The sequence below is a fragment of the Mycobacterium sp. OAE908 genome (genome assembly GCF_017872775.1).
In the GTDB taxonomy this organism is placed as follows: domain Bacteria; phylum Actinomycetota; class Actinomycetes; order Mycobacteriales; family Mycobacteriaceae; genus Mycobacterium.
The window spans coordinates 364,865-377,567 of the sequence record NZ_JAGGJL010000002.1 but is presented as its reverse complement, the minus strand read 5'-3'; the positions used below and the strand labels follow the sequence as shown (position 1 = coordinate 377,567).

The following is a 12,703-nucleotide window of genomic DNA, read 5'->3' as shown; positions in this document are numbered from 1 at the left end:
CTGCTAAGCCGACAGAGGCAGCGCCTTGCCGTCAACGGCCGAGACTTCGGGATCATCGATCGGCTCGTCGGCGTCGGCGACAGCCGGCTCGGCCGCGTCGTCGCTGGTGGCGCTGGATTGTCTGCGGCTTTCGATGCGAGCGACGCACCGTGCCAGGTCGGGACCCACCGAGGTGGCCCGCACTTCCACCGACGAGCGACGGTTGCCTTCTTTGTCGTCGTATTCGCTGGTGTACACATAGCCAACAACGACGACCGGGTCGCCCTTCCCGAGGGCCGCCCCGACGCCGGTGACCAGCTTTCCCCAGCAGTTCACCGTCACGAAGAAGGAGTTCCCCGGCTCCCACTTACCATCGGCGCTGCGGCGCCGCGAGTTGCTGGCCACCCGGAACTTGATGAGCTCCTGCTCGCCGACTCGCCTGCGGTCCGGTTTGGTGACGATGTTGCCGACGACGGTGATGGGTGTCTCGAACATTGCTATTCCTCTCATTCATCTGGGTGCGACGCGCGTCGCACACCCATTTCCCCTCCCAAGTCCGACAGCAGGGTCCGACCGAGTTCCTGAGTCGGTGGCCCTGTGGATGAGTTGCGCGCTGTGGATGAATCGGCCCTAGGTTGATCGGCATGACGGTGTGGATCACGCGTAGACCCGAGGCGGAGGTGGCGGCCGAGCTCGCACGAAGCCAGGGCCCGCTAGCGGGAGTACGGCTCGCAGTCAAGGACAACGTCGACGCCGCCGGGCTGCCCACGACCGCCGCCTGCCCGGAGTTCGCGTTTCAACCCGAACGCGATGCGGCTGCGGTCGCGGCGCTGCGGGCCGCGGGTGCGGTGGTCGTCGGCAAGACGAATCTCGACCAGTTCGCCACCGGTCTGGTCGGCACCCGTTCGCCGTATGGCGCGGTGCCCGACAGCCGCCGACCCGACTACATCAGCGGCGGTTCCAGTTCGGGATCGGCCGTCGCGGTCGCTACCGGCGAGGCCGACGTCGCGATCGGCACCGACACCGCGGGCTCTGGCCGCGTGCCCGCCGGGTTGCAGGGCATCGTCGGAATCAAACCCACCCTGGGAGTGGTCTCCACCGATGGCGTCGTGCCGGCGTGCGAATCCTATGACTGCGTAACGATTTTCGCTGCAGATCTCGCTTTCGCGAACCGTGCGATGGGTGTGATGGCAGCTGCTGCCGGCCGGCCGTGGCCCGCCGACGTGCGGTTGGCGGCGCCGCCGAATCCTGTCGTCGCGGTCCCCGGCGAGTTGCCCCAGTTGGACGCCGAGTGGCGTGCCGCGTTCGATGCAGTCGTCGGCAGGCTGTCCGAAGCAGGCGCGCGCGTCGTCACGGTGGACATCGCCCCGTTCCTGGCGGCGGCCAAGCTGCTGTACGACGGCGCATTGGTCAGCGAAAGATACGCCGCTGTAGGCGAATTCATCGATGCGCAGCCCGAGGCCGCGTTGGATCCGACGGTGCGGAGCATCATCACGGCGGCGCGCGACATCCCCGCCCATCGACTGGTGCGCGACCGTCGCGAGGTCGACCGGTTGCGCGCGGTGGCGATGGCCGCACTGGACGGTGTCGACGCGCTGATGGTGCCCACTGCGCCTATGCATCCACGCATCGACGAGGTGGCCGCTGACCCCGTCGGCGTCAACTCCTCGATGGGCACCTACACGAACTTCTGCAATCTGTTCGACATGTGCGCAGTGGCCGTGCCTGCAGGTACAGCGGGGCAGGCACAGTTCGGTGTGACCGTGCTGGCGCGGGCATTCGAGGACGCGGTGGCACTGGATATCGCTGCGTTGGCGTCGGAAGACGAAGCACCAGTGGATGTTTGGCCGCTGAACGCTGCGGACTCTGTCGAGTTGGTGGTGTTCGGCGCGCACCTTCGAGGCGGAGCGCTGGTGCACCAGCTGACGGACCTCGGAGCGCGGTGGACCGGCGAACTGACGACGGCGCCGCGATACCGGATGTCAGTGCTGCCGACTGTGCCTGCCAAACCGGCGGTGACGCGGGTTCCCGACGGCGCATCCGGTGCTGCGCTCCTTGGGCATCGCTGGCTGTTGTCGCCCGCGGCATTGGGTCAGTTCCTCGCGGCATTGCCTGCGCCCATGCAGCTCGGGAAGGTCGAATTCGACGACGGCACATGGCGAACCGCGTTCGGCTGTGACGGCGCCGCGGCGACTGGGCGCGATATCAGCGAGTACGGCAGCTGGCCGGCGGCGATCGCGGCGGGCGCCGTCTAGCGCTTCTGCCACACGGAGACGTGCCGCGTGCTTTCGTGGGTGAACGGTCTGTGGTCCCAGTCCTCCCCGCGCTCGACGAGCGACAATCCGGCGATGCGCGCCATGAGATCCAGTTCGGCAGGCCAAACGTAGCGAAATGAGATCGACCGCAGCCGCGCCCTGCCGTCGATGTCGTCGACGTAGCTGGAGCTCATCTCCTGTGTGGCGCAGTCGTATAGGTCATAAGCCCAACATTGCTCGCCGACGTCGAACGGGACGGCGCGTTGACCTGGCGGCAGTAACCGTAGCGCCGGGACACTGACCTCGATGACGAAACTCCCGCCGGGCTGCAGGTGCTCGGCGGCGTTGATGAAACACGCGACCTGGGCGTCTTGCGTCGTCAGGTTGACGATCGTGTTGAACACGAGGTAAGTCAGCGTGAACGATCCCGGCACGCGCGCATCGGCGAAGTCTCCGATTGTCACGCCGATCTCCGCTCCACCCGGCTTCTCCCGCAGTCGAGCGACCATTGCTTTCGACATGTCGATGCCGTGCACCTCGACGCCACGCTGAGCCAGCGGAATGGCGATGCGGCCGGTACCGATACCGAACTCCAGCGCCCGGCCGTCATCGGCGAGGTCGGCGAGAACGTCCACGACGCAGTCGATCACGCTCTGGTCATGCATGCCAGAGGTCGCGGCATCGTAAGTAGCGGCGACCTCCTCGTCGAAGAATCCGTCGTCGGCGGTCACGACGGACGCGCGTCCCGCTTGGCCAGCTCGGCAAGCATCGCGTTGTACGCATTCAGATCCGCGTCGTCGTCGCGGTCGGCTGCCCTGTCGAGTCGTTTCGCATCGCGCTGATCGCTGCGCCGCCATTGGATCAGCAACGCGATCATCACCACCACAAGCGGGACTTCGCCTGCTGCCCAGGCAATTCCACCGCCCAGCCGCTGGTCGCCGAGTAAGTCGGTGTGCCAGCTGAGCGCCAGCGACCGGTAGAACGTCAACCCCAGCACCGTCTGCATGCCCATCAGCACGACACCGAAGAACGCGTGCAGTGGCAGCGACGCGAACACCATCGCGACCTTGCCCAGTTGCGGTATCGGCCGAGGTGTCGGATCGACGCCGATCACCACCCAGTAAAAGAGATAACCGCTGAGCAGGAAGTGCACGTTCATCAGCAGGTGCGCGGCATGGTTGCTCACCGCGGCGTCGAAAAGCCCGCCGAAATACAGGCCGTAGAAGCCCGCGACGAACACCACGGTGGCCACGATCGGATGGGTGAGAAACCGCGATACCCGCGAATGCAGCGCCGCCAGCAGCCATTCCCGCGGTCCTGGCGGCTCGGCCCGCCCCGCGGTCGGCAACGCCCGTAGCGCCAGCGTCACAGGCGCACCCAACACCAACAGGATCGGCACCAACATGGACAGCAACATGTGCGCCACCATGTGCATCGAAAACATCGCAGGCATATAGCGACCCAGACCTGACGACGTCGTGAACAGCAGTGCCGCGCAACCACATAGCCACGCCGCCGTGCGGCCCACCGGCCACGCGTCGCCGCGACGGCGCAAGCGGCGCACCCCGAACACATACAGCCCAGCCATGACGATCGCCGCTGTGCCGAAGATCAGGTCGAACCGCCAGTCGAACAGCACGCGCGCGACTGTCGGCGGTCCGTCGAAGCCGTAGCCGATCGCCACCTCGACGGGACTCGGCTCCGTCAGCAGCGGCGGCGGCGGTGTGCGACCCAACCCGACCGCGATGCCGAATGTCGCTGCGAAGACGGCCGCCTCGACCAGCGTCAGCCGCAACAGTGGCCCGCGCGCCTCCGGATCGGCCGCCAGCGCGACGAGCCCGCTGCGTCGCTGACGCCATCCGATGAGGCCGAGTACGCCAAGCGCAATGACCTTGCCGATCACCAACCAGCCGTACTCACTGCGGAACAGGTCCGACAGCTGGATCCGCACCAGTGCGTTGACGACGCCGCTGGCCGCCATCGCCACAAAACACCACAGGGCCAGCGCGGAAAACCGTCGGGCCGCGAGGCCCGCATACTGCCCGGACCGCAACACGTGAGCCAGCAGTGCGAACAGTCCGCCCGCCCACAGCGCGCCCGCGATCAGGTGGATCAGCAGGCTGTTGGTCGCCAGATCGTGCGCACCGCCCGCCGACGAGTGACCCGTCAGCCCCAGCGGCACGAGGCTGGCCACCGCACCCGCCAGCAGCACCGGCGTCCAGCCCCACCGCAGCACCGGCAGACTGGCCAGCGTCACGGCCGCGGCGATGAAGGCAGTCCAGCGCCAGGCTGTCGCGGTGTCGACGACGCTCGCCGCCGACCAGATGTCGAGCGGGTTGAGGTTCTCGCGCAACGGGTGGCCCGAGACGTCCGACACAGTCAGCGGCACCAGCAGCGCGGCACACACTGTCCACACCGCCGACGCCGCCGTCCCGAGCCGCAGCGCGCGGTAGCCGGCCGCGTCGAGCACGCCGTTGGACTGCGGCGGCACCAGAAACGCCGCGAACAGGAACGACCCCGCCGCCACCACGGCGGCGATCTCCCCCGCGGCCCGTAGGAACGGCAAGCCGTAGGTGGTCGCAGGCCCCGGGTTGGGCAGCCCCGTGGCGGTCAGTGCGTCGGCCAGCGACAGCGCGCCGATGCCTGCGGCCACGACACCTGCCAGCGCGGCGACACCAAGCAGCACCGGCCACACAGCACTGTTGCGCACAGTCGGGGGCGCCGCGGTGGTCATACGACCAGCGTATGGCGTCGGGCTAGGCGCCCTCGCTGCGCAGTGCCCGCCGCTTCATCTCGCGAGCGTAGAACTGCTCGCGGGCGACCTGCTCAACCTTGTCCATGTCGCCGAGGATGCCCCGCAGTTCGTCGCGGAACGCGGTCCGCCGGTCGCTGAGGTCGGCGGCGGGTGCCAGCAGGCCCTGGTCGGCGATCACCTGCCGCGCGGTCGCGAACAGCAGCGCCGATACGGCTTCGTTGCTGCGCACCCGGTTCTGTGCGACGAACTGCCTGCCGACGCCAAGCGCCATCTTGGTCAGTTCCTTTTCGCCGATCTCGGCGGGTGCGTCGAGCAACACGTCGGCCACGATTTCGTACGCCTCGAAGAACGGCCGCAGCATCGCGCTGGCGATCAACGGCTTCTTCGCGCGCAACAGCACGTCGATCTCGGCGCCACCGGCGGCCACCTGGCTCTCCCACTCCTCGTGCCAGGACATCTCCTCGGCCACATGTCCGCGGAATGCGGCGGAGTCCGCGAAGTAGAAGTCGAACTTCAGCAGATCACGCAGCCGCATCGCCTGCGACCAAAACGCTTCCAGCCGATCGGATTCCGCGCGGGCCGCAAACACGAGCGCCAACTCGACGATCGATGTTTCGAGGAAAGCGTCGATGAGGGTGTTGCGGTAGAACGCTGCCTCATGCTCGTTCTCGGGCGCGATCCGCCACACCGGCTCCCTGCCGCCCTCGACGCAGGTCACGGGGTGACCGTTGGACAAGGCGTCGAGGGCTGCGCGAACGCCGTCGGCCGTGCGAAGCCGCAACGCGCTGTTGGTCATTGGCGTCTGCTTGCGTTCCAGGTAGTCCAGCGAGTCCTGCAACGTGTGATGAAGCTGGTCCAGCGTCAGTGCCACCCCGCGGGTGGTCAGCAGCAGCGCCGACACCAGCGCCGTCGCGTTGACGGGGGTGGCGCGCAGAATCCGCCACGACACCTCGAACGCCATCTTTTGCAGCGCAAGGCGTTTGGCGGCTTCGTCGGTGGTCATCGGGCCGTGCGGTTCGCCGAGGTATTCACGCATCGACACTGCTTCGGGGAAGCGCACGTAGATCTTGCCGTAATTGCGCTCGCCCTGGGCCTTGATGAAGTTGTACATCCAGGACAGGCTTTCGGGCGTCTTCTCGCCACCACGGGCGTACGCGGCGTATTCAGCGGTCTCGTGTAACTGATCGAAACTGATCGACACCGGTTGCAACAGGATGTCCTCGCTGCGTCCGTCGAGGTAGGCATCGGCGACATATGCGAGCAGACCGAGCTTGGGCGGCAACATCTTTCCGGTGCGCGACCGGGTGCCCTCGATCGACCAGCTCAGGTTGAACCGCTTCTCGACGATGTAGCCGACGAACTGCCGCAGCACGTACTTGTACAGCGGATCGTCGAGCTTGCGCCGCAGGAAGATGACCCCGGAGTGGCGCATCAACGGGCCCATGAATCCGAACGACAGGTTGATGCCCGCGAAGGTGTGGACGGGTGGCAGCCGGTTCTCCTGCATCGCCACGGGCACGATCACACCGTCGAGGTAGGACCGGTGCGAGAACAGGAGCACCGCGGGATGATGTTCCAAACCGCGCCGCATTGCCTCGACTTCGGCGCGGTCGTAGTCGATGTTGGGATCGAAGCCGCGGCTGAAGATGGCGCGGCCCAGCGACGGAATCAGGTCAACCGAGAACCGACTCCATCCGGTGGACAGTTCGTCGAGCATCTCACCGGCTTTGTCGACTGTCGCACCGGGAATCTTTTCCAAACCCTCACGAAACCGTGCCGATGCCAGCAGTTCGGGCTTGATCAGCCGTGGCGACTTGTACTCGGGGCCGAGGAGGCGCAGCTCAACGCGCTCGATCGCCAGGATCGCCCGTCGGATGACGAATCGTGCGAATTCCCTTGGGTTTTCAGCGACGGTGGTCTCATGCCATTGCTGTCGCAACTCAGAGACCTTCGCGGGTTCACCGGCCACCACCCTGGCGCGCGAGGGATCCTTCCGCAGAATCCGCTTCTGCAGCATCTCCGGCGGTCGGTAGGTGTCACGACCGGAAAGGAACGCGACGACCTTGGATCGGGTGGGCAGGCCACCGGGCACCCAGAACACGCGCACCGGCACGACCGATCGATCCTCGTCGGTGTCCAACTCCTCGACCAGCGACGCCAGCGTTCCCGGCGGCGGGTCGTCGTCGGCCGGTAGCCGCAGCACGTCGACGTTGGAATCCGGGTGCTCGCGGCGCTGGCGTGCCAGCCAGTCGTTCAGTAGCGCCTCTTCGGCGGGCGATGACACCGAGGCGAGCACGAGCGCGTCGTCAGTCGCGGTGAACGCCGCGAACTCATCGGCGGAGATTTTCACGACCGGCCCTTTGCGGCAGCCTTTTTCGCCGTCTTCTTGGCGGGTGTTTTCTTCGCCGGTTTCTTTTCGGCGGCCTTGGTCGTCGCTTTCGTTGCCGCCGTCGTCGCCGTCTTGGCCGGCGCCTTCTTAGCAGGTGCCTTCTTCGCCGCCGCCTTCTTGGCAGGTGCCTTCTTCGGTGCCGCTTTCTTGGCAGGCGCCTTCTTGCGCTTGTACAGCGGATGCGTCGGCACCTCGTCGTGCGGCCAGTCCTTCAAGGTGTCCAGGTACAGCTGACGCACCTCGGCGATGCGCTCGGAAAGGTTGTCGTGGGTCCAGTCGTCGACGGGGATCGGCGGGTAGACGACGACGTCGACGGTGCCGGGGTTGAACGTGCTCGAGTCGCGAGCGGCGATGACCTCGGCATTGCGGATCACGATGGGCACGACAGGTATGCCTGCCGACATCGCGATCCGAAACGGTCCCTTCTTGAATTGACCGACCTCGGTAGTGTCCAGGCGGGTGCCCTCAGGCGCGATCAGGATCGAAAGTCCTTTGCGCGCAAGCTCCTCGACCTTCTTGAGCCCCTCGACCGCCTTCTTCGGGTCGTCGCGATCGATGAACGCGGCGTCCATGATCTTGCCCATGGTGCCGACGATCGGATCGTTCTCCAGCTCCTTCTTTCCGACCGACGTGAAGTTGTCGCTGACCAGGGTTCCCGCGATCATCGGGTCGGCCTGGTTGCGGTGATTGAAGATGAACACCGCGGGCCGTTTGGCGGTCAGATTCTCCTTGCCAAGGACGTTGAGGTTGATGCCGGTGGCCGTGAGCAGTGTCCGGCCGAACGTCGAGGTGAAGAAGTTGACCCCGGTGCGCTTGTTGCGGGTCAGCAGACCCAGGCCGAGCGCGCCTGCCGCGATCGGCACCATCGATGCGATTCCCGCAGCGGTCCGCAACTGCGAAACCGGATTGGCGCCACTGCGACTGGTGAACCGCAGCACGGGCCAGCCCCGCTTGGCGGCGACCGCGGCGAGCTTGCCCGCCGGGTTGGTCGGTCGCGGATTGCCGACGAGATACATCAGCGCGACGTCCTCGTCACCATCGGCGTAGAAGTAGCTCTTCGCCAGGTCGACGCCGTTCTTGGCAGCGAACGCCTGTACGGCCCTTGCCTTTCCGGGCCCCCAGATGATGGGCGTGAGCACTTCGCCGGTCAGGCAGCCGTTCTCGTCGACCTCGAATTTGTTGCTCAACACGTTCTCGATGCCGAGGAATCGCGCGACGGGCTCCACCTGGACCGTCAACGCCGAAGAGCTGAGCACGACGGTGTGGCCGCGGGCCATGTGGGCGCGGACGAGTTCACGCATCTCCGGGTAGATGCGACCGACGATCTTCTGCACGAAGAGTCGCTCGGCCAATTCGTCGATGTCCGCCAGCGAGTTTCCGCGCAACATGCGGGCGCCCTTGCCGATGAGATCCTCGAACTCGGAGCGACCGAGTTGATGGTTGAGGCCGGCCTGCACCATGCCGATGAACTCGCCGACTGACATCTGCCGCCTGCGCAGCCGATCCTGGGTCATGACGACGCCGGTGAACCCGGCTACCAGAGTGCCGTCAAGATCGAAGAACGCGCCGACCTCAGGGCCCGGCGGACTCGCCTCGATCTCGGCGACCGACCCGGGCAGCCGCATCGATCGGGGATTTGGCTGACCGTTGGCCGAAGTCATTGCGCCGCACTTCCGTTGGGTGACACTGGGGTGGGTTCTGGGGTCTCGACGGTGAACGTCGCTGGTACGGCCCGACCGTCGCCGCCCAGCGCGAGCACCTCGTCGAAGCCGGCCAGCAGGCAGCGGGCCCACAGGTCGGCGTCGTCGATCGATGCACGGTCGTAACGCGTGCTGATGGTGCAGTATCCGGCACGAGAGATCAGCACGACCATCATGGCGACACCGGGCAGGGGTCCAATGCCGTACTGGCGCAACACCTTCGCGCCCGCTATGAAGGTATCGCCCGCGTAGACCGGCACATTGCTGGCCTGGACGTCTGAGTTGACGATCGATCCCGCCATCGACTCGAGCACGGAATCGGGCATGAGGGTGAGCACCGGCGCGATAGCGCCGACCATGTCGATGGCACGCTCCTCACGCTTGCGGGTCATCTGCGACCGAATGTTCTTGATGCGCACTTCGGGGTCCTGCAGGCCGACCGGGGCGGCGAGGTTGACGCCCGCAAATCGGTTGCCGCCGGCAGGATCTGCCTCGGAGCGCAGGTTGACCGGCACCGCCATCGGCAGCGCGTCGATCGGCACGCCCTTGGCTTGGTGGTACAGGCGCAGGGCGCCGCACAGGCCTGCCAGATAGGCGTCGTTGATGGAGCCGCCGGCGGCCTTGGAGGCCTTGTGCAGCGCGCCGAACTCGATGTCGATGGCATCGCTGCGCGACGAGAGACTGCGACGCCGCAGCACCGGTGACGGCGGGGCGACGGGTCCGACGACGCGGGCACCGGACATGGCGTACTCGACGACTCCGCCCATGTTGGCTATCGGATCGCGGACGACCCTGCCGACAACGTGCGCTGCGCCGAACAGCACGCCGCGCACCCGCCCCGCGATGGTGCCGGGAAGCCGGTTAATGCCTTGGCGCATCAGGTCATTGGGCGAAAGGTCCTGGGGAACCGGCAGCGGCGGAGGCGCCTGGGGTGGTGGATCGCGTTCGAGGTCGTAGAGGTTGGCGAACATCTCGACGCCGCCGACACCGTCGGTCACGGCGTGGCTGAGGTGTACCAACTGCGCGGCGCGGCCGCCTTCGAGGCCCTCGACCAGGGTCGCGGTCCACAGCGGCCGGGAGATGTCGAGCGGCGACTGCGCCGCTATCTCGGCGAGGTCGAATACCTCGCGCATGGTGCCCGGCTCGGGGACCCGCATGCGGCGCACGTGGAAATCCAGATTGAAGTCCGGGTCGATCACCCACCGCGGCGCCACAGTGGGCAGCGTCGGCATGACGACCTTCTGCCGCAGCCGAAGCACCTTGCGCGAGGCGTGGTCGAACCTTGCCCGATACGCGGCCCAGTCCGGGGTGGTGTCGAGCAGTTCGATGGTCATGATGCCGGAGCGAGTGCGCGGGTGGGCTTCGCCGCGATGCAGTATCTGATCGAACGCGCTGAGTTCCTCCGGAAGTCCGTCCGCGTCGAGTTCCGGCATGTCGCTCATGCTCGTCGCTCCCCTCCTTAACGCCTGAATGCTGCCACAACGCTAGTCCGCCGCCCGGCGGCACGCTGTGCCTTTGTAGCGGTTGCGAGCCCAGGATTCCCGGTCGCCGCCTTTTATACCGACGAGTCGCGCGGCGGACTCAGCGGTGCATTCTTGGGGTCAGTCGCGGACCGGGCGCGGCAGCTGGCGAAACGAGGAGGCGTCCAACACACCTGTTAACTGACCATTCCTGCTCGGCGTAATCCGGAGAGTGACAGATGCGCCATGGTCGTCTGGCTGGACGTAGTAACACTCATCGGTCTCCGGGCAATAGATGCAGACCGTATCGATCGCCCCCTTGTCCAAAGGGGTCATATGCGTCCCGTTGCGGTCCGCCCACATCGAGCGGAAATGAACTTTGACGGCACCCGCGCGTGCAGAGCGGTACTTCACCTGGAGGCGTTGAAACTCTCCGTCCGCGTAGGAGACGAGATCGAACGGCGCGTGCTCGGTAGCGGGAAACAGAACCGTAAACCCTTGGCCCACCAGATCGGCATGGGCTTTCGCCACGGCTAGATCGCCCTTGTCCTTCGTGTGATGCCTAGCCATCGATATCAGAGTAGTGGCTGGCCCATCCATCGGTCCGCGGGAATTCGCTAGGGTGGGTGCGCTGCCCCCGTAGCTCAGCGGACAGAGCAGCCGCCTTCTAAGCGGTAGGTCGCAGGTTCAAGTCCTGCCGGGGGTGCTGTGTGATGCGCATTGACTGATCCGCAAATTCGACTAGGAACACTCGCGCGGCGCCGATCAGAAGCGCTAGGTTGCTAGATGAACGTTGGAGGGGCGCCGGCAGTGAGCGGTACGGGCAAGAAGCGGGTGAGCAGGGTTGCGATGACCGCCGCCGCGCTCGGCGTCGCGACCACCGTGGCCGGCGTTGCTGCCACCCAGCCCGCGTCGATCTCGGCCCCGCTCGTCGACCTCGCGGCGCTGATTGTCGTCGGCAGTTCGACGCACCCCGACGGCGGCGGGAACGAAAACTTCTTCCAAGGGATGTTCAATCAGGCGCCCTACAACACCGGCGACGACCTCGAACACGTCAACTTCTTCACCGGGCCGTTCGGCATCAATCAGGCCCTGCAAGCGCACTCCGACGAGACGAACGCCGTGCTCTCCTCGGGGTGGGGCGCGGCGAACACGAGCCTGCTTCTGATGGCGCTGCAGGCCAGCCATGACCCCGTCTTGTCCAAGACGGTGTTCATTCTCGACAACAACGTGTCCCGGCCTAACGGCGGCTTCGGCACCCGCTATCCGTGGTTTGCGCTCATCGGGGTCAACCCCATCCCGTCGCCGACCGACACGGACGCTCTCGGTCTCGTCGACGTCGGCTACGAATACGACTACAACTCCAACGCTCCCGCCGACGTGCTCAACCCCGTCGCCGCTGTCAACTCTCTTGTCGCCTATCTCTACCGCCACCTCAACCAGAACGACCTGGACCTCCCGGTGAACCCCGACGGATCACCCGCGGTCAGCTGCGGTAGCGCCAATACATGTGGCATCACGGACAACGGCGCCGTCCTCGAGTGTCCCGACGCGCAATGCGGCGCGATACCGGAGGGCGACCGGGTCGCCGCGTACGTCACGCAACGCGGGAAGACCACCTACGTCACCTACACCAGCAAAGGCTTGCCGCTGACCAATCTGATTCGCCTTGTCCCGGTCGTCGGCAATGCCATCGCCGACGCCACCGAACCGGTGCTGACCGCTCTCGTGAATTCGGCTTACCCGAACGGCAATCCGATCCCGGCAGACCCGAGCAAGTACCAGCCGGCGACGCCAGGCTCGTCGCTGCCCCAGCTCGCGTTGACGCTCCCGGCAGCCCTGCAACAAACGCCCACCGAGTCGACGTTGAAGACGGAAACGACGACCAAGCTGTCCGACAAGAAGAAGATCGCCGCGACAGACACGACCGACGAGTCCAAACCGTTGACCAACGTGGTACGCGACAGCGAGAAGGCTGAGCCGCAGGGCAACGCAGACGAAGACGTTACCACCTCGAATTCCGTTGTCACCGTTGAGAAGTCAAGCGCTGACGACCCGAAGGGCACCACGAAGCCCAAAGAGAACAAGGCAGGCGCCGACGAGGAGTCGGAAGCCTCCAAAGCCGGAGAATCCTGAAACTGGCATGTTGCAGCTACCGCTACCTA

At 66.0% G+C, this 12,703-nt stretch carries 9 protein-coding genes and 1 tRNA gene; 3 read left to right on the top strand and 7 right to left on the bottom strand.

Going from position 1 to position 12,703, the window contains the following annotated elements; translation table 11 throughout:
- Window positions 1-3: 3 nt before the first annotated feature.
- Window positions 4-474 carry a single-stranded DNA-binding protein gene (locus J3E61_RS26995; protein WP_210085956.1) on the bottom strand — a complete coding sequence of 157 codons (471 nt, stop codon included), beginning with the start codon at window positions 472-474 and terminating at the stop codon, window positions 4-6.
- Window positions 475-623: 149 nt separating this feature from the next.
- Here J3E61_RS26995 and atzF point away from each other — a divergent pair, with 149 nt between their 5' ends.
- Window positions 624-2,234, top strand: coding sequence for an allophanate hydrolase (gene atzF, locus J3E61_RS26990; protein ID WP_210085955.1), 1,611 nt, complete (start codon window positions 624-626; stop codon window positions 2,232-2,234).
- On the opposite strand, the gene J3E61_RS26985 is transcribed toward atzF, so the two are convergent.
- From J3E61_RS26985 to J3E61_RS26960, 6 genes are all read right to left on the bottom strand, one after another.
- Window positions 2,231-2,899, bottom strand: a complete 669-nt coding sequence (locus J3E61_RS26985) for a class I SAM-dependent methyltransferase (RefSeq protein WP_210086713.1) — start codon at window positions 2,897-2,899, stop codon at window positions 2,231-2,233. The genes atzF and J3E61_RS26985 overlap by 4 nt on opposite strands.
- A gap of 62 nt (window positions 2,900-2,961) precedes the next feature.
- The gene (locus J3E61_RS26980) at window positions 2,962-4,968 is read right to left on the bottom strand and encodes a bifunctional copper resistance protein CopD/cytochrome c oxidase assembly protein (RefSeq protein WP_210085954.1); all 2,007 of its coding nucleotides are present in this window, start codon (window positions 4,966-4,968) and stop codon (window positions 2,962-2,964) included.
- 22 nt (window positions 4,969-4,990) lie between these two features.
- The gene (locus tag J3E61_RS26975; protein WP_192723488.1) at window positions 4,991-7,339 is read right to left on the bottom strand and encodes a glycerol-3-phosphate 1-O-acyltransferase; all 2,349 of its coding nucleotides are present in this window, start codon (window positions 7,337-7,339) and stop codon (window positions 4,991-4,993) included.
- On the bottom strand, window positions 7,336-9,039 hold the full coding sequence (locus J3E61_RS26970; protein WP_210085953.1) for an HAD-IB family hydrolase: 1,704 nt from the start codon (window positions 9,037-9,039) through the stop codon (window positions 7,336-7,338). Before J3E61_RS26970 ends, J3E61_RS26975 begins: the two co-directional genes overlap by 4 nt.
- Window positions 9,036-10,520, bottom strand: coding sequence for a wax ester/triacylglycerol synthase family O-acyltransferase (locus tag J3E61_RS26965; protein WP_192723490.1), 1,485 nt, complete (start codon window positions 10,518-10,520; stop codon window positions 9,036-9,038). The genes J3E61_RS26970 and J3E61_RS26965 overlap by 4 nt, the downstream gene beginning before the upstream one ends.
- Before the next feature lie 159 nt (window positions 10,521-10,679).
- The gene (locus J3E61_RS26960; protein ID WP_210085952.1) at window positions 10,680-11,108 is read right to left on the bottom strand and encodes a hypothetical protein; all 429 of its coding nucleotides are present in this window, start codon (window positions 11,106-11,108) and stop codon (window positions 10,680-10,682) included.
- A 63-nt stretch (window positions 11,109-11,171) separates the two neighbouring features.
- Between J3E61_RS26960 and J3E61_RS26955 the strand changes: the two genes are divergently transcribed.
- Window positions 11,172-11,244 (top strand) — tRNA-Arg (locus J3E61_RS26955).
- 104 nt (window positions 11,245-11,348) lie between these two features.
- Window positions 11,349-12,674 (top strand): PE-PPE domain-containing protein, encoded by a 1,326-nt coding sequence (locus J3E61_RS26950; RefSeq protein WP_210086712.1) that lies wholly within the window; start codon window positions 11,349-11,351, stop codon window positions 12,672-12,674.
- Window positions 12,675-12,703 lie beyond the last annotated feature (29 nt).

What these genes read in the sequence shown, in the direction of transcription:
- J3E61_RS26960 (WP_210085952.1), bottom strand. Translation starts at nt 11,108, where the DNA reads ATGGCTAGGCATCACACGAAGGACAAGGGCGATCTAGCCGTGGCGAAA.
- atzF (WP_210085955.1), top strand. Translation starts at nt 624, where the DNA reads ATGACGGTGTGGATCACGCGTAGACCCGAGGCGGAGGTGGCGGCCGAG.
- J3E61_RS26995 (WP_210085956.1), bottom strand. Translation starts at nt 474, where the DNA reads ATGTTCGAGACACCCATCACCGTCGTCGGCAACATCGTCACCAAACCG.
- J3E61_RS26985 (WP_210086713.1), bottom strand. Translation starts at nt 2,899, where the DNA reads ATGCATGACCAGAGCGTGATCGACTGCGTCGTGGACGTTCTCGCCGAC.
- J3E61_RS26965 (WP_192723490.1), bottom strand. Translation starts at nt 10,520, where the DNA reads ATGAGCGACATGCCGGAACTCGACGCGGACGGACTTCCGGAGGAACTC.
- J3E61_RS26980 (WP_210085954.1), bottom strand. Translation starts at nt 4,968, where the DNA reads ATGACCACCGCGGCGCCCCCGACTGTGCGCAACAGTGCTGTGTGGCCG.
- J3E61_RS26970 (WP_210085953.1), bottom strand. Translation starts at nt 9,039, where the DNA reads ATGACTTCGGCCAACGGTCAGCCAAATCCCCGATCGATGCGGCTGCCC.